Source organism: Streptomyces sp. NPDC002911 (assembly GCF_053591835.1).
Window position 1 is genome coordinate 383,279 of record NZ_JBSFUO010000003.1, and the last position, 19,291, is coordinate 402,569.

General features: G+C 71.6%; 19 protein-coding genes and 1 pseudogene. 11 read left to right on the plus strand and 9 right to left on the minus strand.

Annotation, left to right across the window (positions count from 1 at the left end):
- Positions 1-5 precede the first annotated feature (5 nt).
- The 4 genes from ACWD04_RS07020 (at position 6) to ACWD04_RS07035 (ending at position 4,443) form a co-directional block, all read left to right on the plus strand.
- Positions 6-500 (plus strand): DUF6643 family protein, encoded by a 495-nt coding sequence (locus ACWD04_RS07020; RefSeq protein ID WP_451128943.1) that lies wholly within the window; start codon positions 6-8, stop codon positions 498-500.
- Positions 501-545: 45 nt separating this feature from the next.
- Entirely contained in the window at positions 546-875 is a 330-nt protein-coding gene (locus ACWD04_RS07025; RefSeq protein WP_451128945.1) for an MOSC N-terminal beta barrel domain-containing protein, read from the plus strand.
- 310 nt (positions 876-1,185) lie between these two features.
- Positions 1,186-1,803 (plus strand): Rv1733c family protein, encoded by a 618-nt coding sequence (locus tag ACWD04_RS07030; RefSeq protein WP_451128947.1) that lies wholly within the window; start codon positions 1,186-1,188, stop codon positions 1,801-1,803.
- 207 nt (positions 1,804-2,010) lie between these two features.
- Positions 2,011-4,443: a right-handed parallel beta-helix repeat-containing protein gene (locus tag ACWD04_RS07035; RefSeq protein ID WP_451128949.1), complete on the plus strand. Its 2,433-nt coding sequence runs from the start codon at positions 2,011-2,013 to the stop codon at positions 4,441-4,443.
- On the opposite strand, the gene ACWD04_RS07040 is transcribed toward ACWD04_RS07035, so the two are convergent.
- Complete coding sequence (locus tag ACWD04_RS07040) at positions 4,413-6,815, minus strand: hypothetical protein (RefSeq protein ID WP_451128951.1); 2,403 nt, start codon at positions 6,813-6,815, stop codon at positions 4,413-4,415. The genes ACWD04_RS07035 and ACWD04_RS07040 overlap by 31 nt on opposite strands.
- Positions 6,816-7,044: 229 nt before the next feature.
- Here ACWD04_RS07040 and ACWD04_RS07045 point away from each other — a divergent pair, with 229 nt between their 5' ends.
- Together ACWD04_RS07045 and ACWD04_RS07050 are read left to right on the plus strand one after the other, a co-directional pair.
- Positions 7,045-7,875 carry a DeoR/GlpR family DNA-binding transcription regulator gene (locus ACWD04_RS07045; protein WP_451128953.1) on the plus strand — a complete coding sequence of 277 codons (831 nt, stop codon included), beginning with the start codon at positions 7,045-7,047 and terminating at the stop codon, positions 7,873-7,875.
- A 65-nt stretch (positions 7,876-7,940) separates the two neighbouring features.
- Positions 7,941-8,375: an SRPBCC family protein gene (locus ACWD04_RS07050; RefSeq protein WP_451128955.1), complete on the plus strand. Its 435-nt coding sequence runs from the start codon at positions 7,941-7,943 to the stop codon at positions 8,373-8,375.
- A 22-nt stretch (positions 8,376-8,397) separates the two neighbouring features.
- On the opposite strand, the gene ACWD04_RS07055 is transcribed toward ACWD04_RS07050, so the two are convergent.
- Positions 8,398-9,531, minus strand: coding sequence for a PLP-dependent cysteine synthase family protein (locus tag ACWD04_RS07055; RefSeq protein ID WP_451128957.1), 1,134 nt, complete (start codon positions 9,529-9,531; stop codon positions 8,398-8,400).
- A 237-nt stretch (positions 9,532-9,768) separates the two neighbouring features.
- On the opposite strand from ACWD04_RS07055, the gene ACWD04_RS07060 reads away from it, so the two are divergent.
- Positions 9,769-10,164: a hypothetical protein gene (locus ACWD04_RS07060; protein ID WP_451128959.1), complete on the plus strand. Its 396-nt coding sequence runs from the start codon at positions 9,769-9,771 to the stop codon at positions 10,162-10,164.
- A gap of 163 nt (positions 10,165-10,327) precedes the next feature.
- Positions 10,328-10,852, plus strand: a complete 525-nt coding sequence (locus ACWD04_RS07065) for an ATP-binding protein (RefSeq protein ID WP_451128961.1) — start codon at positions 10,328-10,330, stop codon at positions 10,850-10,852.
- Positions 10,853-10,959: 107 nt separating this feature from the next.
- On the opposite strand, the gene ACWD04_RS07070 is transcribed toward ACWD04_RS07065, so the two are convergent.
- Positions 10,960-11,256: an SHOCT domain-containing protein gene (locus tag ACWD04_RS07070; protein ID WP_451128963.1), complete on the minus strand. Its 297-nt coding sequence runs from the start codon at positions 11,254-11,256 to the stop codon at positions 10,960-10,962.
- Between the two features lie 142 nt (positions 11,257-11,398).
- Between ACWD04_RS07070 and ACWD04_RS07075 the strand changes: the two genes are divergently transcribed.
- Positions 11,399-12,028 (plus strand): DUF4865 family protein, encoded by a 630-nt coding sequence (locus tag ACWD04_RS07075; protein ID WP_451128965.1) that lies wholly within the window; start codon positions 11,399-11,401, stop codon positions 12,026-12,028.
- Positions 12,029-12,197: 169 nt separating this feature from the next.
- On the opposite strand, the gene ACWD04_RS07080 is transcribed toward ACWD04_RS07075, so the two are convergent.
- Complete coding sequence (locus ACWD04_RS07080) at positions 12,198-13,412, minus strand: ROK family protein (protein WP_451128967.1); 1,215 nt, start codon at positions 13,410-13,412, stop codon at positions 12,198-12,200.
- A 487-nt stretch (positions 13,413-13,899) separates the two neighbouring features.
- Between ACWD04_RS07080 and ACWD04_RS07085 the strand changes: the two genes are divergently transcribed.
- A complete protein-coding gene (locus tag ACWD04_RS07085) occupies positions 13,900-14,268 on the plus strand; it encodes an SCO4225 family membrane protein (RefSeq protein WP_451128969.1) in 369 nt (122 codons plus the stop codon).
- Between the two features lie 391 nt (positions 14,269-14,659).
- Here ACWD04_RS07085 and ACWD04_RS07090 read toward each other — a convergent pair whose 3' ends face one another.
- Positions 14,660-15,058, minus strand: a complete 399-nt coding sequence (locus tag ACWD04_RS07090) for a MarR family transcriptional regulator (protein WP_451128971.1) — start codon at positions 15,056-15,058, stop codon at positions 14,660-14,662.
- Between the two features lie 246 nt (positions 15,059-15,304).
- On the opposite strand from ACWD04_RS07090, the gene ACWD04_RS07095 reads away from it, so the two are divergent.
- Positions 15,305-15,604: a DUF6332 family protein gene (locus ACWD04_RS07095; protein WP_451128973.1), complete on the plus strand. Its 300-nt coding sequence runs from the start codon at positions 15,305-15,307 to the stop codon at positions 15,602-15,604.
- Here ACWD04_RS07095 and ACWD04_RS07100 read toward each other — a convergent pair.
- The 4 genes and pseudogenes from ACWD04_RS07100 to ACWD04_RS07115 form a co-directional block, all read right to left on the minus strand.
- Complete coding sequence (locus ACWD04_RS07100) at positions 15,565-16,230, minus strand: response regulator transcription factor (RefSeq protein WP_451128975.1); 666 nt, start codon at positions 16,228-16,230, stop codon at positions 15,565-15,567. The genes ACWD04_RS07095 and ACWD04_RS07100 overlap by 40 nt on opposite strands.
- Positions 16,227-17,519: a sensor histidine kinase gene (locus ACWD04_RS07105; RefSeq protein ID WP_451128977.1), complete on the minus strand. Its 1,293-nt coding sequence runs from the start codon at positions 17,517-17,519 to the stop codon at positions 16,227-16,229. The genes ACWD04_RS07100 and ACWD04_RS07105 overlap by 4 nt, the downstream gene beginning before the upstream one ends.
- A 129-nt stretch (positions 17,520-17,648) precedes the next feature.
- Positions 17,649-17,980 (minus strand): annotated as a pseudogene (locus tag ACWD04_RS07110) (TetR-like C-terminal domain-containing protein); the annotation flags it as partial.
- Between the two features lie 33 nt (positions 17,981-18,013).
- Positions 18,014-19,279: a geranylgeranyl reductase family protein gene (locus ACWD04_RS07115; RefSeq protein ID WP_451128979.1), complete on the minus strand. Its 1,266-nt coding sequence runs from the start codon at positions 19,277-19,279 to the stop codon at positions 18,014-18,016.
- Positions 19,280-19,291 lie beyond the last annotated feature (12 nt).

A 19,291-nucleotide genomic window follows, 5' to 3' on the forward strand; every position in this document is an offset into this window, starting at 1 on the left:
GTGTCATGACCTCCCCCCGCTCCACCTACGGCGGCGGCTACTACGCCGCGCCGTCGTTCCCCGACACCCCGATCTACGACTCCCTGGTCGCCGAGCGGGGGACCCCTCAGATCGCACCGATCCGGGTCCCTGCCGCCTACGACACCGGAAGCAGCTACCTGCCGGCCCTGCCGTCGGCGCTCCCGGCCCTGCCCGCGGCCCCGTCGCAGCCCAGCGGGTCCCACGGCTATCCGCAGCAGGCTGGGCAGCCGCAGTACCAGAACGCCGGGATGCAGCAGGCGCCGATGATGCAGCCCGCGCAGCTGCAGCAGGCGCCGGCGCCGTACATCCCGCAGCAGCCGTCGGCGCCCCGCGGCTACCAGCAGCCGCAACAGCAACCGCAGCGGCCCGGTACGGGTTACGAGGCGATGCGTCCCGCGTCTCCCCGACCGGCGCCCGCTCCCGCGCAGTCGCCGTACGAGGATCCTTACAACCGCCCGTACCAGAGCCGGGGGCACTGACCGGCGCCGTCGGTCACTGTCAGTGGGGGCTGGCAGGATGAGGACATGCTTTCACCTGTACCCGGTGCCGCATGCATCCACCCGGTCACGTCACTGGGAGCACTCGCGTCCTATGAGGGCGCCGTCGAGCCATGGGGACTCGCCGGCGACCGTCGTCGGATGCTGATCGACAGCGGAAGCAGAGTCGTGACGCAGCGTCAGCAGCCCCGCATGGCACAGCTGTCGGCCGGGCTCCTGTCCGGCGGCGGACTGGTTCCTGCCGCGGCTCCTCAGCGCCTGTGCCTAGTTGGACGCGCTCAACTCGCTGGTGGCGCAGGGAGATCATCCGCAGCTGGAAACGGATCGTGCTCGGGGAGGTCGCCTTCCGTGTCATGAAGCCGTGCGGACGGTGCGTCATCACGACCAGCGCACGGCGGAGCGGAGCAGGGGGCCGTTGCGCACGCTCGCCCGGCGTCGCCGGGACGGAAAGTATGTCCTCTCCGGCCAGAACATGATCCCGGAGGCACCGGGGTGATCCTGGTCGGGGGAACCGGCGCGAGTCCTGGACTGACCGCCCCGGACTCGGGGCGTCCCCGGAACCCAGGTCATCGGGAAAGGCGTTGACGGCGTGAGGTTGCTCTCTCTTCGCCGTCCTCGGAGGTAATCACGGCCCTGTCGGGTTATCACGGACAGGGAAGGGGGGTGCATGACTGTGCGAGCGATTCTGGGGTTCCGGCGGTGGCGGCACAATCCTGTGTGCCGGGCCACCGACCGCCATGAGGTGGGGGTGGCGCTGGTCGCGCTGCTGCTGATGCTGCTGGCGGCACCGGTGCTCGGCTGGAAGGTCGGCTCACTCACGGACGACGCACTCCAGCGAACGGTGCGGGCCCAGCATCAACAACGCCATCCCACCACGGCCGTCGTGGTCCGCGCGTCCTCGAGCCCCTCGCGCTTCACCCAGGACCCCGAGGCGGCCGTCACCGAGGACTCCATGCGTATGTCCGTGGTCGCCGACTGGCGTGCCCCGGACGGTACGGCACGGACGGGCACCGTGTCGACGGCGTCCACGGAGACCGCGCCCGGTACCCGGATCCGGATCTGGACGGACGACCGGGGCCACCCCGCGAGGCGTCCCATGGACATCGCCACGGCTCACACCCACGCGGGGCTCGCCGGCCTAGGTGCGGCGCTGCTCGCAGGAGGTCTGACGGAAGTCGCCCGCCGACTCGTCTTATGGCGCATGATGCAACAGCGGTACGCCCGGCTCGACCGCGCCTGGGCCCAAGTCGGCCCCGACTGGGGCAGAACGGGTACGGGCAGCTGACCCCGGGAGCGCAGTCCCTCCGCGTGTACGGCTGAGTCGCACTTCTCATCACGCCGCCCGTCAACTCGCGCCCGTCGCGCGCGCTACGGTGGACCGGCCCGCCCTTCTCCTCGGCAGGCGGGCCGGAGGGCTGCCGGCGAAACCGGCGGCACCTGCGGACAGGCACGAGGCAGCGCACACGGCACGAGGTGGGGGCACAGCAGCACCATGGCACAGGGCACGGTCCAGGTGACGCACACCGGCACATCTCGATGGCGACGCCGTACGGGCGAATACGCTTCCCTCACCGCCGCCCTGGAGGCCGCAGCCGACGGTGACATCCTCACCGTCGCCCCCGGCACCTACCGGGAGAATCTCGTCATCGACCGCGCGGTGACGCTGCGCGGCCCCGAGGGATCGGCCGGCTCCGTCAGGATCGCGCCGGCCGACGGGGTCCCCCTGACCGTCCGCGCCTCCGCCGTCGTCCAGGACCTCCATGTGGAGGGCCAGGACTCGGCCGCCCCCGCACTGCTCGTCGAGGACGGCGCTCCCGAGCTGTCGGATCTGCGCATCGTGACCAGATCCGCCGCCGGGATGGAGGTACGGGGCGCGGCCAGGCCCACCGTGCGCCGCTGCACGGTCGACAACCCGGCCGGCGTGGGCATCGCCGTACTCGACGGCGCCGGCGGCGTGTTCGAGGAGTGCGAGGTCGTCTCGGCCGGGCAGTCCGGTGTCTCGGTGCGCGACGGCGCGCACCCGCGGTTCGAGCGCTGCCGTGTACACCATTCGTCGGGCGCGGGGCTGAGCGTGACCGGGGAGGGCAGCGGCCTGGAGGCGGTGGGCTGCGAGGTGTACGAGATCAAGGGCAGCGGGGTGCAGGTCACCTCCCGCGGTTCCGCGCATCTCACGGACTGCACCGTGCACCGGACGTCCGCCGACGGGGTCACCCTGGACACCGACGCGGTCCTCACACTCGCGGACTGCGACATCCACGACATCCCGGAGAACGCGGTCGACCTGCGGTCCCGCTCGGTGCTCACCCTGACCCGCTCCACCGTCCGCAGGTTCGGCCGCAACGGCCTCTCCGTCTGGGACCCGGGCACCCGTGTCGACGCCAACCAGTGCGAGATCCACGACAGCACGGGCGACTACCCGGCGGTGTGGGTCAGCGACGGGGCCACCGTGATACTCGACTCGTGCCGCGTCCATGACGTGCCCGACGCCCTGTTCGTCCTCGACCGGGGCTCACGCGCGGACGTCGTGGACAGCGATCTGTCCCAGATCCGCAACACGGCGGTGTCGGTGAGCGACGGAGCCACCGCACAGCTCGACGACTGCCGGATCCGTGAAGCGTCCACCGGAGCATGGTTCCGTGACCACGGCAGCGGCGGAACGCTGAACAACTGCACGATCGACGCGGCGCAGACCGGGGTCATCGTGACCAAGGGCGCCGACCCGACCATCGAGAGATGCACGGTCACCTCACCCGCGGAGGCCGGTTTCTACGTATCCGCCGAGGGCCGGGGCACCTTCGACAGCTGCCGCGTCACGGGGAGCGAAGGCTACGGCTTCCATGTGATGGACGGCTGCCGTTCCACGCTGACCCGGTGCAGGACCGAGCGGTGCGCACGCGGCGGTTACGAATTCGCCGACGGCTCCGGCGGCGACGGCCTCGCGGGCGGTCCGGTGGCACGGGACTGCACGAGCGACGAGAGCGGCCTGCGCGGGGCCACTCCCCCGCCCCCGGCGGTCCTGACGGCAACGCAGGGCACGCCCGGGCTGCTCGGCGCGATACCCGGGCAGCGGACCGCCGAGCCCGCCGCCGCCCCCTCGGCTCCCGTCGAGCCGGTGCGCGACTCGGGCGCCGTGCTGGGCGAGCTCGACGCACTGGTGGGTCTGGACAGCGTCAAGCGCGAGGTCAGGGCGCTGACCGACATGATCGAGGTGGGCCGCCGTCGCCGGCTGGCCGGTCTGAAGGCGGCCTCGGTCCGCAGGCACCTGGTCTTCACCGGCTCCCCGGGCACGGGCAAGACGACGGTGGCCCGGCTGTACGGGGAGATCCTGGCCTCGCTCGGTGTCCTGGAGCACGGCCATCTCGTCGAGGTGTCCCGCGTCGACCTGGTCGGTGAGCACATCGGGTCCACGGCCATCCGCACCCAGGAGGCGTTCGACCGGGCGCGCGGCGGAGTCCTGTTCGTCGACGAGGCGTACGCCCTGTCGCCCGAGGACTCCGGCCGCGACTTCGGCCGGGAGGCCATCGACACGCTGGTGAAGCTGATGGAGGACCACCGCGACGCAGTGGTGGTGATCGTGGCCGGTTACACCCACGAGATGGAGCGCTTCCTCACCGTCAACCCCGGGGTGGCGTCCCGTTTCTCGCGGACCATCACCTTCAGCGACTACGAGCCCGAGGAACTGCTGCGGATCGTCGGACAGCAGAGCGACGAGCACGAGTACAGCCTGGCGGAGGGGACGGGGGAAGCGCTGCTCAAGTACTTCACGGCGCTTCCCAAGGGCCCCGCATTCGGCAACGGCCGAACGGCCCGTCAGACCTTCGAGTCGATGGTGGAGCGGCATGCGGGCCGGGTCGCCCAGCTCGCCGAGCCGAGCACGGACGACCTGACCATGCTCTATCCCGAGGACCTTCCGGCGCTGCCCTGAGCGGTGCCGCCCCGGTCCTCCGCACCCGCGCCCGCCTGCTGGGGCACGACGGGCCCGAGCCACTCCAGGAGCCCGGCGCGCTCGACGGCGAAGAGGGGGTCGGCCTGGTAGTCCGAATGCCCCAGGATCGGTTCGGGCAGCGGGTATTCGGCGGTGCGGCCGTAGACCAGCGGGTCCTTCAGCGGGCCCCGGTCCACTTCGTGGCCCTCGCCCTCGTCGATCTGGACCGGGCCGCCGATCGGGTCCGTCGCACGCCAGAGGTTGCGCCAGCAGTGCACGGACCGCTGCAGCCCTTCGAGAGGGCCCCGGCCGAAGTAGGCCGGGAACCAGCGCCCGTACAGCCGCTCGATCGGGGAACCGTAGGTGAGCAGCGCGACCCGGCGCCGGACCGGGTCGGGGAGCTGCCAGACCGCCGCGGCGGCGAGCACGCTGCCCTGGGAGTGGCCGGAGATGACAAGCCTGCCACGGGTGCGCCCCGTCCAGGCACACATCCGGGACGAGAGGTCCGGGACGGCCCGCTCGGCGTAGCAGGGCGGCGCGAAAGGATGGGCCGCGCGCGGCCAGAACGTACCCACGTCCCAGAGGATGCCGATGGTGCGCCGGGCGGAGACGTCGCGGTAGGCACGACGGCCGAACGTGACGAACAGTATGACGCCGAGACCGGTCAGCCAGGAGCCGGTCGACTGGGCCGTCTCGGCGAGCGATTCGACGAAGGAACCCTTACCCTCCATCGCGAGGCCGGGGACCTCGCCGGTGAGCCAGGAACCGGTCACCGCTCCCGCACCGAGCAGCAGGGTGGCGGCGGACAGCAGTCCGAGGATCCCCGGTGCGGAGTCGGTGAGCGCGGCGGTGGCCCGGGTGAGCGCGATCCGCTGGGTGCGTCCGGGCTCGGGGTGCTTCTCCTCGTACTCCGCCTCGATCGCGGGGCCCAGCCGGCGGGCGCGGCGCATGGTGCGGACCGCCAGCCAGATGACGGGCGGGAGCAGGAGCAGCAGCAGGACGGGGATGACGGAGGCCTGCCAGCTGAGGAGCACGGGCGGTCCGTCGATGGCGGCGCCGGCACCCATGCCCGGGGTTCCGGGGCCGTCCAGCCAGTCGGCCACGCGCTGGGCGATCCCGCCGGTCATCACACCGCCGAGGGCGCAGGCAAGCATGGCCACCGAGGGGCCGCCGAGACCGTGAAGGGTGGTGCGCGGCTCGGGAACGCTGCGGTACAGGCTCAGGGCGACCGCGGCGAGTACGACGACGAGCAGGCCCTGGCCCAGCGCGAGTGCGCGGAATGCGGCCTCTCCGGGGAGGGCGCCCGAGGACGCCCAGCCGGGACGCGACCAGGCGGCGTAGGCCACTGCGCAGAGCAGCAGGGTGAGAGCGGTGCCGGGCAGGAAGGTGATGACGGCCCGGTCGAGCCGGTTGTCGAGGCGTCGCTCGCTGCGCCCGCGGTGGCAGACCACCGCGACGACGACGAGTGCGCACAGGACGAGCCCGGCCTCGAACAGGACGCCGATCCCGGCGGGTACGGGGCTGTCGGCTGCCCGGTCGTGCCGGGCCGCCGCGCCGCCGACCGCGGCCGCGACCGTCAGGAGTCCGGCGGCGGTGTGTGCCGCGCGCAGCCGGGCCACCAGCCTGCGTCCGTACCAGAAGCCGGGCCTGCCGAGGGCCGGTCGGACCAGGGGAGCGCCGGACTGCGTGGCCCCATCCGCGGCCTCGTCCGTTTCGGTGCTGTCCGGTTCATCCCAGGTCAGGGGTCGCTGTGACTCATAGGCACTCCAGGTGCGGTTGGACAGATACCAGAGCAGTCCCACCAGGGCGGCGGGCACGAGCGCGGCGACGGCGAGCCGCCGTCCGGGCTGGGCGAACCACCCGTCCTGCCGTGTGGACAGGAAACCGAGCCAGGAGCGCTGCGCGGCGCAGTCCGGCGTTCCCGCGCACTGCCAGGCCACCAGGTCGAGGGCGACCTCGCAAGCCGCGGCGGTCAGCAGCACGGTGAGGCTGAGGGCGATGAGCCGCACCAGGACCCCGTAGAGCCGGACCGTCCCGGTGCGCCCCTGAGCGGTGGGCCGCATCCAGTGGGCGAGGTTGACCACCATGAAGGGGAGCAGCAGCAGCCAGAGGGCCCTTGAGCCGTTGCCCGAGGTGAGGTTGGACCAGCAGTAGGCCTCGGCGATCGGCCCGCCCCGGTGGCGCGCGGGGTGCTGTTCGGCTCCGACGTCCTCGGTGCGCCGGTGGACGGCGGCTGTGGCGTCACCGGTGATCCTGGTCGTACGCGGATCACCGAGCATCTCCTGCGGGGTGGTTCCGCCGACACCGTGGACGAGCAGTTCGAGTGCGGCGCCGCTGCTCTGCGCGGCCTCGGCCTGGGGTGCAGGAGGCAATGTCGGTGACTCGCTCTCTGGTCCGTCCGGCTCTCGGCCGGCGGGAGGGGGCGGCTGGGATCTGAGCTGATGTGCAGTCACCACCATCGCGGACGGGAGGCTCCCGCCGCACCAGCTCTCACCGAATCTCCCCAGGGGGTACGGGCCGCGGGCGTGCGTGGCAGGATGAAGGCGTCCCGCAGGACCGCTGCCGGACCGTGCGGACAGAGGGAAGGGCCGGGACCCGGCGTTGAGCGAGAACCAGAATCTGCTCGCGGAGCAGCGGCGCGCGCTCATTCTCGACGATGTACGCAAGCGGGGCGGGGTCAGGGTCAACGAGCTGACCCGCAAGCTGAGCGTCTCCGACATGACCATCCGCCGGGACCTGGACGCGCTGGCGCGTCAGGGCGTCATCGAGAAGGTGCACGGCGGAGCCGTCCCCGTCGTCGAGGCGAGCACCCACGAGCCCGGCTTCGAGGCGAAGTCGACGCTGGAGCTGAGCGCCAAGGAGGACATCGCGCGCGCGGCGGCCGCGATGGCGGTGCCCGGCAGCGCGATCGCGCTGTCCGGTGGCACTACCACATTCGCGCTGGCCCGGCACCTCCTCGACGTGCCGGGGCTGACGGTGGTGACGAATTCGGTGCGGGTGGCCGATGTGTTCCACGGCGCTCAGCGTCCGTCGGCGGCGGGCGGGACGCGGGCCGGAGCGGCCACGGTGGTCCTGACCGGCGGGGTCCGTACGCCTTCGGACTCGCTCGTCGGGCCGGTCGCCGACCGCGCGATCGGCTCACTCCACTTCGATGTGCTGTTCCTCGGAGTGCACGGGATCTCGGCCGAGGCCGGTCTGTCCACGCCGAATCTCGCGGAGGCCGAGACGAACCGCCGCTTCGTGCGGGCGGCCAGGCGCGTCGTCGTGGTCGCCGACCACACGAAGTGGGGCACGGTGGGGCTGAGTTCGTTCGCGGCGCTCGACGAGGTCGACGCCTTCGTCACGGACGCGGGCCTGCCGGACACCGCCAGGCAGGAGATCGAGGAACAGTTGCCGGGCCTCGTGGTGGCCGGCGGATCGTCGGTCGAATAGCCGACGCCGGGTGACGCGCCTTCCGCTACGGGGCCCGTCGGCGACGGACGTCCTAGGATCGGACTGTGGCCGTATTCCGCATCGAGCGTTTCACTCCCCTCCCCGCCGCCGAGGCGTGGCGACGGGTGACCGACTGGGAGCGGCACGGCGGGACCGTTCCGTTCACCACTGTCACCGCCCCGGCGGGCCTGCCCACCCGGACCGGGACGGTCTTCGTGGCCCGCACCGGCGTGGGTTTGCTGGGATTCGACGACCCGATGGAAGTGGTGCGGTGGACCCCGCCCGCCGCAGGCCGGGCGGGGCTGTGCCGGCTGGAGAAGCGGGGATCCGTGGTGCGCGGCCGGGCGTCGATCGATGTCTGCCCGACCGGTTCGGGCTCGCACGTGATCTGGGTGGAGGAACTGCGGGTGAGGCTGCTGCCCCGCTGGGCCGATCCGTTGCTGGCGAGCGCCGGCCGGCGAGTCTTCGCCCGTGAGCTCGCCGTTCTGCTGGAGGGCTGAAGCTCGCGCGGGTATCTCCGGATCAGGCGGGCCAGGTGCCGGTGGCCAGGAAGTGCTCGATCGTCCCGGTGTACGGCCGGATGTCCAGGCCCTGCTCGTTCAGCCAGTCGTCCGAGTAGTACTTGTCGAGATAGCGGTCGCCCGGGTCGCAGAACAGCGTGACGATGCTTCCGGTACTCCCCGTGTCCACCATCTCGGCCACGAGCTTGAAGGCGCTCCACAGCCCGGTGCCGGTCGAGCCGCCCGCCTTGCGGCCGATGGCGTGCTCCAGCACCCGGACCGCCGCGACACTGGCCGCGTCGGGCACCTTCATCATCCGGTCGATCGCTCCGGGCACGAAGCTCGGTTCCATCCGGGGCCTGCCGATGCCCTCGATGCGGGAGCCGCAGTCGCTGGTCGCCAGTTGGTCGTGCCGGGTCCATCCGTCGAAGAAGCAGGAGTTCTCCGGGTCGGGCACACAGATCCGTGTGTCGTGCTGCATGTAGCGGACGTAGCGCCCGATGGTCGCGGAGGTGCCGCCTGTACCGGCGGTGGCGACGATCCAGGCGGGCTCGGGATACCGCTCCAGCCTCAGTTGCTGGTAGATGGACTCGGCGATGTTGTTGTTGCCGCGCCAGTCGGTGGCGCGCTCGGCGTAGGTGAACTGGTCCATGTAATGACCGCCCGTCTCGGCCGCGAGGGCCGCCGACTCCTCGTACAGCCGACGGGAGTCGTCGACGAAGTGACACTGACCGCCGTGGAATTCGATCAGGCGGCACTTCTCGGGGCTGGTGGTCCGGGGCATCACCGCGATGAAGGGCACGCCGATCAGCTTGGCGAAGTACGCCTCCGAAACCGCCGTCGAGCCGCTCGAGGCCTCGATGACCGGCTTGCCGCGGCGGATCCAGCCGTTGCAGAGGCCGTAGAGGAAGAGGGATCGGGCCAGCCGGTGCTTCAGGCTGCCCGTCGGGTGCGTCGACTCGTCCTTGAGGTAGAGGTCGATGCCCCAGTGCTCCGGCAGCGGAAAGCGCAGGAGATGGGTGTCCGCCGAACGGTTGGCGTCCGCCTGGACCTTGCGTACCGCTTCCTTGAGCCAGGCCCGGTAGTCCGGATCGCTCCGGTCGATGTCCACGGTCTCCACGACGCCACCGCCAGGTGTGTGCGCACTGGTGTCCATCAGCGGTCTCCTTCGGGTGACAGCGGTACTCCGTGGGGCCCACGATATTCCCCCCACCTGCACAAACGTTTCCTTTGGCGATCCATAGCCCTCCCTTGGCCCGGCTGCCCCTGGCTCCCCCGCCCCCGACGCGCCCGGGCCCCGGTCCCGGCCGGAATCGGTGGGCACGAGACCTGGTGCACGGGCCCTGCCCGCGGGCAGACTTGCAGAAGCCAGTACAAGGGGGGCGAAGTCGCAATGGCCGACACAGAATTCAGCGCTGCGGAATTCGGCGCGGTGGAGTTCCGCGCGAGCGATGTCAGGATCCAGCGTTGGGCGCGGTCGCTGACCAGGGCCGGCCAAGTGATCGTCAAGGACGGCCGGATAGCGCTGCTGACGAGCAACGGACGGGAGATCGCCAGCGCCCCGGTGACGACGGTGAGCGCCGGGAAGCCCTGGTTCCCGGCCGCCGACTCGGCGATCGCCCGTATCAACGGGGTTCGTTATCGGCTGACCATGGGCCAGCGCAACCGCAGGCCGGGCGGAGCCGCACCGGTCCGCAGATTCCTGGAGGCGCTGCGGGCGCCGCGGGACGGCGGATCTGACGCTACGGACCGGTACGAACACCGCGAGTTGCGGAGCCCAACCCCCTGAGTCACGCTGGTCACACGTCACTGATGGTGCACCGGCGGTGACAGCGAAAGCCGCTCCGCCGGGAGCCACCAGGACGGACCACGCACGACCAGAAACAGCAGTCAGCCATCTGCTGGATCCGTTCCTTCGTCTTCTTCCGGACCCATTTCGGGGAGTCGCAGCCGTGATCAGCGAGCCAAGCAGGCACTGCGCGGTGGAGCTCCAGGCCCTGCCGTCGCGGATCGGTCAGGTCCGCAGAATCATTTCGGCGCAACTGCGCTACTGGCATCTCGATCCTTTGATCGACCCGGCAGCGCTCGGTGTCACCGAACTGCTGACCAACGTCCACCGGCACGCACAGCCGGACAAATCATGCACCGTCGAGATCGAGCTGCTGCTCGACCGGCTGACGGTCTCCGTCCACGACCACGACCCCCGGCTGCCGACCGTGTGCGATGCCGATTCGTCCGCCACCTCCGGGCGCGGACTGGCGATGATCGCCGCGGTCAGCGAAAGCTGGGGCGTACGACCGAGCGACGACGCGGGGAAGGTCATCTGGTTCACTTTGCCCGCCCCGTCCTTCACCACCGCTCTGCCCCCTCTCCCGGTGTACGGGTCGACGACCGACGGCCCGTTCGGCCCGGACCTCGCGGAGCGCGTGGAGCCGACGGCAGCACGGACACGGGCCCGGTCGGCCGTCGTCGGCTGACGGGTACGGGGCCGCGCACCGTACACAGCGCACACAGGAGCGCGTCGATCCATTGGTGATCGACGCGCTCCGTTTTTTGGTGCCCGGGCCTCACCCGCCTTCCGCAGTCATTCCGGGCCCTCCTTGTCGTAGCGGCCGTGGGGCTCGTCCAGGACGGAGAGCCTGCGCCAGTACTCGTCCTCGTCGATTTCCCCTGCGGCGAACCGCCGGCCCAGCAGGTCGATCGGTGAGTGCTCGCCTGCCGGGCCACCACGGCGGACGCCGCGCGGCTGCCACGTTCCCCGGCGGCCGCTCCATACGGTGCGGTGGAGCAGGGTGACGACTCCGACGGCGACAGCCGCCCAGATGATCGGGAAGAAGAGGATCCAGGGTCCTGGGCCTGGGAAGTTCGCCAGGGTGTTCATCTCGGTCACTCCTCGGTCGGCGGTGCGTCCGCGTGCTCCTGTCACCTACGAGCCTGTCTCCGGGAGGGGCCGGGTGCGTCGTACGGCTGGCGGCCGTACGCGTACGGCCGCGGGAGTACGCCGGGGCCGAGGGCCTGCTTCCGTGCGATGCGCACCTGTGGGAGCGCGGCTGCGCGGGCACCAGCCCCAAGGCGATCCAGCAGCGGGCGCCGACTATGCACCGGCCCGCGCGTCCGCATCGACGGCCGCCTTCGACTCGGCGGTCCGGGGGCTGCTCTACGCGGCCTTCCCGGGCCTGGGCCTCAAAGCGTTCCTGATCCGCGAACGCGGTGACACCTCACCGGTCAACCAGTACGCCCCGCTGTATCTGTGGTCCTCCCCCGAGGGGATGCACGCCTTCCTCCGGGGCCCCGGATTCCAGGGCGTCGTCGACGACTTCGGGCGCCCCGAGGTACAGCACTGGAACGGACTCCTCTTCCGGGAGGGGGCAGCCTCAGGGGTGCTCCCCCGCACCGCGGTCCGCTGTCTGGAGCGGATCCCGGACACCGTCGGCCCGGCTGCCGCGATGGACGCCGCTCTGGAGGAGAGCCGGCGGCTGTCCGAGGCTCCGGGGGCCGTCGCCACGGCGCTGGCCATCGACCCGCGCCACTGGGAGGTGCTCCACTTCACCCTCTGGGGACACGAGCCACCCGAGGCGCCGGGCGACCGTTACGAGGTACTGCACCTGTCCGCGCCGGAGCGCGACCGGCTCAGGCAGGGAGAGCAGGGGTGACCCGGGTCCGGGGGGCGAATCACACCACCGAACGTACAGGTACGGCGACTACGCCCCCGACCGGTGCGGTCGCTCGGCGAGGAGTGCTGCGGGCGGTGCCCGTCGCCAGTCCGGCGCGGGCGTTCGCCCTGGCCACGGCCCGAGCGGCGGTGCTCCCCCGCGCGGCCGGTCAGGCCAGTGCGGCCAGCGGATCGTCGAGTACGGGCTGCCAGGCCAGTTCGGCGGCGCCCACCAGGCTGTTGTGATCCAGCGTGCAGGAGAGGATCGGCACACTGCCGCTGCGGCCCCACAGACTGCGGTCGGCGACCACGGCCCGCAGTCGCTCGGGGTCGGCCTCCAGGAGGTCGCGGTGCAGCCCGCCCAGGATGATCCGGTCCGGGTTGAGGATGTTGACCAGCCCCGCGAGTCCGAGGCCTAGCCGGTCGATCAGCTCCTCCGCGGCAGCACGCACATCGGGGTCGTCATACTCCGTGCGCAGCAGGTCGCCCGACTGCTTGAGCAGCGATTCCTCGGGGCCGGGCGCCCGGCGTGCCGCGGTGAGGAAGGCGAGCGGGTCCGTCTCGACGTCGAGGCAGCCTCTTCCGCCGCAGTAGCAGGGGCGGCCCTCGGGGTTCACGGTGAGATGCCCCACCTCCAGGGCCAGTCCCGAACTCCCGCTGTGCAAGCGGCCGTCCAGGACGAGGGCACCTCCCACCCCCCGGTGACCGGTGGCGACACAGAGCAGGTGCTGGGCACCGCGCCCGGCACCGTGCCGATGCTCGGCGAGAGCGGCGAGGTTGACGTCGTTGGCGGTGAACGCGGGACCGGCGATCCCCGCGGCGCGGACACAGCCGGCGAAGATCTCCCGGACCGGAGCGCCGGCCGGCCAGGCGATGTGCAGCGGGTTGAGCGCCGTCCCCTCGGGTTCGGCCACGGCGGAGGGCACGGCGAGCCCGGCACCGACACAGCGCAGCCCGCTCTCACGCAGGAGTTGGGCCCCGGCCTCGACGACCTCGCCGAGGACCTGGGCGGGGTCGGCCATGACGGCGACGCAGCCGGGCGCGGTGGCCACGATCCTGCCCCCGAGCCCCACGAGCGCGGCACGGAAGCCGTCGGAGTGCACCTGGGCGGCGAGTGCCACGGGCCCGCTGCCCCGGACGGACAGACGGTGCGAGGGGCGGCCCTGCGAACCGGCGGCGGAGCCGGGGCTGGAGTCGACCTTGATAAGACCGAGCGCCTCGAGTTCTGCGGCCACCGCACCCGCGGTCGCACGGGTGACACCGAGTTCGGACGTCAGTACGGCGCGCGTGGGCGCGCGTCCGGTGTGCACGAGTTCCAGGGCGGGCCCGAGCGCGCTGCGGCCCCTCTCCAGCTTCGTCCGCGTGGTGGTCGGCTTGCCGTTCATGGGGGCGAGTCTCCCATGATCCCGAGCGGTTGCCGACGCTCCGGCATCCCTCACCGTTCACCATCCGGTCACCGGGGCAGCGCTCTTGCGTACGCCGTCCGGACGCCCCTGTGCCGCACTTTGTCCCCAACGTAAACAAATTAAGGACGGCCGCAGCAGGACTCGGACGTTCGCCCCGGCTGCGCCCGTCGCCGGAGTCATCGGCGGCGTCTCTCGCGAGGACGTCGATCCGCCGCTCGGCCTCGTCCGCGGTGATCTTTCCCTCTGCCAGGATCTGCAGGATCTGGCGGCGCCGCTCGTCCATTCGAATACTTATCGATAATTCAGACTTCGCCCTGGGCAACCGACTGCCACCGTTCATGACGACCCGGCCCGTGGTTGCGGCCCGCCACACGACGAACACGTGAACGATTGAGTAATCGTACTCAGGCGCTGACAGGGCCTCCGGCGCACGATGGAGGCATCAACGATTCACGGGGAGCGGAACATGAGCCACCAGATGACGGACAAGCAGCAGCTGCGCACGCTGGCGCGACTGACCTTCGGCAACGCGGCTTCGCGGATCTACCTCGGCCTCGTACTGGCGGCCGCGGTGTTCGTCGCGGTGGACACGCTGTTCGTGGCGCATGACGATGCATCGTTCGCCGGTGTCTGGGTGTTCTTCCTCGCCGCGCCGACCGTCTTCGTCTTCCTTCTCGGCGAATCGATGGCCGGTGCGGAAGCCGGCGGCCCCGCCTGGTTCACGTACCTCGCCCTGGTCATGTCGGTACTCGTACAGGCCTGCGCGCTGGGCTGGTTCTCCCGGCTGCTCCGCGGCCCCCGCCGGGGTCGCTCAGCACGCCCCCAGGGCGCCTGACCCGTGGCCTCGCCACCGCCGTCCGCGAAACGGGGGCGGAGTCCGTGTCCCCGACCCGCCCGGGGCGCGGGCGTACGCGACCTCTTCAGGCACACCTGGCATGGTGCACCGCTGGGCGACCGCGGTCGCCGTCGAGGGCACCCGGCGGCAGGCGCACGGGACCAGACATCCGCCGGGTGGAGGCCGAGTCGGCACCGGGCGGCCGGCTGACGCCCGTGGCGCCGACGCGTGCGGACGGCATCAACGAGCTCCTGACCGGCTTCCACGCCCGCGCCGAGAGCTCTGGGCTGTGGAATAGGCCGGCCGGTCCCGCCCACCGGCCTGACAGGAGATCCCGAGGCCGCCCGGCTCCGGGTGGAGACCTGGGCGGTCGTCCGTGAACGGGGCGGGTTCAGCTACCGGCCCGGTTCAGCATCCGGGAGAGCACCGCCCGCTGCAGGGGCCTGGCCTCCGCGTGGAGGGCCCGGCCCGCATCCGTCAGCTCGACACGCACACCGCGGCGGTCCTCGCTGCACATCGCGCGGCGCACGAGGCCGCCCCTCTCCAGGCGCGCCACGAGCCGTGACAGCGCACTCTGGCTGAGATGGACCCGCGAACCGATCTCCTGAACACGCAGGCATGCGTCGCCGCCCTCCGCAGCTTCCGCGAGGATGTCCAGGACCTCGAAGTCGCTGGCTCCCAGGCCATGTCGGTCCAGCGCCCGATCGAGCTCGCCCAGGGTTCTGGCGTGCAGTGCGAGCAGCTCGCGCCACTCGCCGACGAGCGCCTGCTCGAACTCCTTCGCTGCCATGCCCGCACGCTAGCAGAGGAGCGGAATGTTCATGCATGCATAATGCATGCACACGCGGGCATGCATTCCGGGCACGGCCTTGCCTCCGCTCGGCGTGCCCACCTCGCTCACCCCTGGGACGACAAGAGGAAGCGGGCCGGCGAAACACACGTCACGAACTGAGCGGCTCAACCAGCGAAGGATGCCGGCTGGCGTACTCAGTCATACATCCTTGCCATGCGCTACCAGCCCTGTGACACTGCGTACATGGTTCGACGCACTCAGGCCGAGCGGGACGCGATAACCGTGGAGATCGGCTACGCCCTGGTCAGCGGAGTGCTGGTGGCCGCGGCCACGTTCGCCGGGGTTTTCCTTCTCCCCGCCCTTCTGTTCCAGCTGCCGGACGGCGCTGACCGCATGCTGTTCCGCGTCGGCGTCGCGCTCGGTGCACTGGTGTTCGCCGTCCGGGTGGTCCATGTGCTCCGGCGTTTTCACCGCGCGGCCGGCGAGCGGCGTCTGTCGCCCCTTCAGCCGAGCCAGCCGGGGCGCACGAGCCCGGACTCGTAAGCGAGCACGACGAGTTGGGCCCTGTCCCGAGCACCCAGCTTGACCATGGCGCGGCTGACGTGGGTCTTGGCGGTGAGCGGGCTGACGACAAGCCTGCGGGCGATCTCCTCGTTGGAAAGCCCCATGCCGGCCAGGGCCATGACCTCCCGCTCGCGATCGGTGAGTTCGTCCAGGACCATCGCCGCCGCGGGTTCCTTGGAACGGGCCGCGAACTCTGCGATCAGCCTGCGGGTCACTCCCGGCGACAGCAGGGCATCCCCGTCCACCACGGCACGCACCGCCCGCAGCAGCTCGTCGGGGTCGGTGTCCTTGACCAGGAATCCGGAGGCTCCCGACCGGATCGCCTCGAACACGTACTCGTCGAGCTCGAAGGTGGTGAGCATGACCACCTTCACCTTGTGGAGGGCCGGGTCGTCGGTGATCGCGCGAGTCGCCGCCAGGCCGTCAAGCTTCGGCATCCGGATGTCCATGAGCACGGTGTCGGGGCGCAGTTCGCGGACCAGGCGAACGGCCTCCGCCCCGTCGGCGGCCTCGCCGGTCACCTGGATGTCCGGCTGAGCGTCCAGAAGGGCCCGGAAACCGGCCCGGACCAGCAGCTGGTCATCGGCGAGCAGTACGCGGATCACGACGTCCCCTCCCGTGCGGCGGGACCGCTCTCCAGGCCGGGCCGCAGCGGGATTTCCGCAGTGACCCGGAATCCGCCGTCCGGCCGGAGGCCCGCGTCGATCGTGCCGCCGAGCGCCGCGGCCCGCTCCCGCATCCCGATGAGCCCGTTGCCGCTGCCTCCGGCACCGTCCCCGGTCGCGGGACCCTCGTCGTCGATGAGGAGCCTGAGGTGCGCGCCGCAGTAGGCGATACGGACGCGTGCGGTACGAGATCCGGAGTGCCGCACCACATTCGTCAGGGCCTCCTGCACGATGCGGAAGGCGGCGAGGTCGGTACCGGGCGGGACCGGCCCCGACGCGCCGTCCGTCTCGACGGTCACGGCGAGGCCCGCCCCGGCGGCCTGGTCGACCAGCTCGGGCAGTCGGTCGAGTCCGGGGGCCGGGGCGCGGGGGGCGTCGCCCGGAGTCCGGAGATTCTCCAGTACCTGGCGTACCTCGCCGAGCGCTTCCTTGCTGGCGGATCTGATCGTGGTGAGGGCCGTTCGGGCCTGTTCGGGATCGGCGTCGAGCAAGGCCAGGCCGACCCCGGCCTGGACGTTGATGACGGAGATGCTGTGTGCCAGGACGTCGTGGAGTTCGCGGGCCATGCGCATCCGCTCCTCGTCGGCCCGCCGCTTCTCCGCAGCCTCCCGCTCCGCCCTGGCCGTCTCCCACTGCTCACGGCGCACCCGGAGAAGCTCGGCCGCGGCGACGATCGCCACGACCCAGGCGGTGACGAATGCCTCCTGGCCCCAGGGGGACGGACCGTCGCCGTCCGGCGGCAGCCACCGGTACAGCCAGTGCGCGGCCAGCAGATGCCCCGCCCCCAGGGTGCCCAGCGACCACCATGCGGCTTTGCGGTGCCCCGACACGAGGGCGCTGAAACAGCCGACGGCGACGGCGAGGAAGACCGGGCCGTACGGATAGCCCAGCCCGAGATAGACGAGCGTCGCGGCCGACGTACCGGCGACGGCGACAACAGGGTGGCGGCGGCGCGTCAACAGGACGGCGACCGCGGCGAACAGCAGCAGCCGGGCCACGAGGCCGAGCGGTTCGCGGCCCTGGCCGTGCGCGGCGACGGTAGTACCCACCATCACGATCACGCCGACCGCGACGGTCGAGAGCCAGGGCAGCCGGTCACCGGCCGTCCCCCGGCCGCCGGACATCCTCACGCCGCCGTACTTTCCGCGCCACAGGGGCCCAGGGCCTGCCCATAGGCCTCCCGGCCCCGGGCGTCGGGCCGCACGCGGGTGCGCTCGGTGATCCTGCATACCGTCCACGCTAGACGCGCGGGCCCCTGGTGCACGTCAGCCGGGCGTGGTGATCCCACGTACTCCCTGCGGAGTACCCGTACGGGCGGGGCCCGGCCGTCGCCGCAGGTGTGGGTGCCCGCCCCCGCCTCAGACCCTCGCGCCCCCGCCGGGCCGGCCGTCCTGCAGGCCCACCGAGCGCCCGAGCTCGTGAACAGCGTGTCGGAAGACCGCCGGCGGAAGATCGGGGGCCAGGTCGGCCGCCATACGTGCGGCCTCGGTACGCAGTGCGGCAGCCGGCGGGGGGACGGGGCCCTCGGTGTATGGGCGCCGCATACGAGGCCGACGAAGAACCGGCCCCACACGAAAGGCGGGCCCGACGGTTTCCTGGGGAGCGGTGCAGCCGGGAACGGACGAGCCGTAGATCAGCGCGTACTCGCCTGGGGATGGGCGAGCGCCCGGTCCCGGACGGCACAGGCGACGGGCCGCTTGCCCCGACCACCCCGTCTTCCGGGTCACGGTCGAGGGCTGGCCCCGCCCGCTCCCTGACGGTCCATCGCATGCAGCGCCCGCTGTGCCAGCGGATGTGAACGGACCAGCTCGGCCAGCGACGTCGTCCCCCGGGTGATTCCCGCGAACGCGTTCCAGGCGGGGCGAAAGCCCGTCAGCACCGCGTGCAGCAGCCCGGGGCGCCGCTCGAACAGCCTGAGCATGCGGCGTCCGACGCTCATCTCCACGCCCAGACCCGCCTTGATGGCGAACGCGTAGTTGAGCGCCTGCCGACGGGCGTCGACCGCATCGTGCGACTCCGCGATGCGTACCGCCCACTCACCGGCGAGCCGCCCGGACCGCAGGGCGAAGGAAATGCCTTCCCTGGTCCAGGGTTCCAGCAGTCCGGCCGCGTCACCGCAGACCACCACCCGTCCACGGGAGAGCGGCGAGTCGTCGCTGCGGCACCGGGTCAGATGGCCCGAGGAGACCGTCGGCTCGAAGCCGGCCAGGCCCAGCCGGCCGACGAAGTCCTCCAGATACCGCTTGGTTCCGGAACCGTCGCCGCGCGCCGAGATCACACCGACGGTCAGCGTGTCGCCCTTGGGGAAGACCCAGCCGTAGCTCCCGGGCATCGGCCCCCAGTCGATGAGCACCCGGCCCGCCCAGTCCTCGGCAACCGTCTCGGGAACGGGAATCTCCGCCTCGAGCCCGAGGTCCACCTGGTCGAGCTTCACGCCGACATGCGCCCCTATGCGGCCCGCACTGCCGTCCGCGCCGACGACGGCCCGGGCGAGCACCGTCTCGCCGCCGGCCAGCACCACGGCGACCGTGCGCCGGTCGGGCACGGCGGTGCCGTGCTGCTCCACCCGCGTCACCGTCGCACCGGTGCGCAGCTCGGCGCCCGCTTTCTGGGCCTCCTCCACCAGGCCGGCGTCGAACTCCGGCCTGTTGATCAGGCCGAAGAGCATGCGCCTGGATTTGCGGGTGCGCGACAGCTTCCCGTTGAGCGAGAAGGTGACCGCGTGGATCCGGTCCTTCAGAGGCAGTTCGAAGCCGGGAGGCAAGGAGTCCCGCGAGAACCCGATGATTCCGCCGCCGCACGTCTTGTAGCGGGGGATCTCCGACTTCTCCAGCAACAGCACCCGACGGCCTGCGACGGCTGCCGCGTACGCCGCGGAGGCTCCGGCCGGGCCCGCACCGACCACGACGACGTCCCATACCGAGGAATCCTGCGGTACCGACGACGACTCATCCGGCTCACGTCCGGCGTCTGCGTTCTCGCTGCTCACGATGTGCTTCTG

Bases quoted from the DNA above. Each gene is read 5' to 3' on its own strand.
- ACWD04_RS07020 (WP_451128943.1), top strand. From the start codon at position 6: ATGACCTCCCCCCGCTCCACCTACGGCGGCGGCTACTACGCCGCGCCG.
- ACWD04_RS07025 (WP_451128945.1), top strand. From the start codon at position 546: ATGCTTTCACCTGTACCCGGTGCCGCATGCATCCACCCGGTCACGTCA.
- ACWD04_RS07030 (WP_451128947.1), top strand. From the start codon at position 1,186: ATGACTGTGCGAGCGATTCTGGGGTTCCGGCGGTGGCGGCACAATCCT.
- ACWD04_RS07035 (WP_451128949.1), top strand. From the start codon at position 2,011: ATGGCACAGGGCACGGTCCAGGTGACGCACACCGGCACATCTCGATGG.
- ACWD04_RS07055 (WP_451128957.1), bottom strand. From the start codon at position 9,531: ATGGACACCAGTGCGCACACACCTGGCGGTGGCGTCGTGGAGACCGTG.
- ACWD04_RS07060 (WP_451128959.1), top strand. From the start codon at position 9,769: ATGGCCGACACAGAATTCAGCGCTGCGGAATTCGGCGCGGTGGAGTTC.
- ACWD04_RS07070 (WP_451128963.1), bottom strand. From the start codon at position 11,256: ATGAACACCCTGGCGAACTTCCCAGGCCCAGGACCCTGGATCCTCTTC.
- ACWD04_RS07080 (WP_451128967.1), bottom strand. From the start codon at position 13,412: ATGAACGGCAAGCCGACCACCACGCGGACGAAGCTGGAGAGGGGCCGC.
- ACWD04_RS07085 (WP_451128969.1), top strand. From the start codon at position 13,900: ATGAGCCACCAGATGACGGACAAGCAGCAGCTGCGCACGCTGGCGCGA.
- ACWD04_RS07090 (WP_451128971.1), bottom strand. From the start codon at position 15,058: ATGGCAGCGAAGGAGTTCGAGCAGGCGCTCGTCGGCGAGTGGCGCGAG.
- ACWD04_RS07095 (WP_451128973.1), top strand. From the start codon at position 15,305: ATGGTTCGACGCACTCAGGCCGAGCGGGACGCGATAACCGTGGAGATC.
- ACWD04_RS07105 (WP_451128977.1), bottom strand. From the start codon at position 17,519: ATGCAGGATCACCGAGCGCACCCGCGTGCGGCCCGACGCCCGGGGCCG.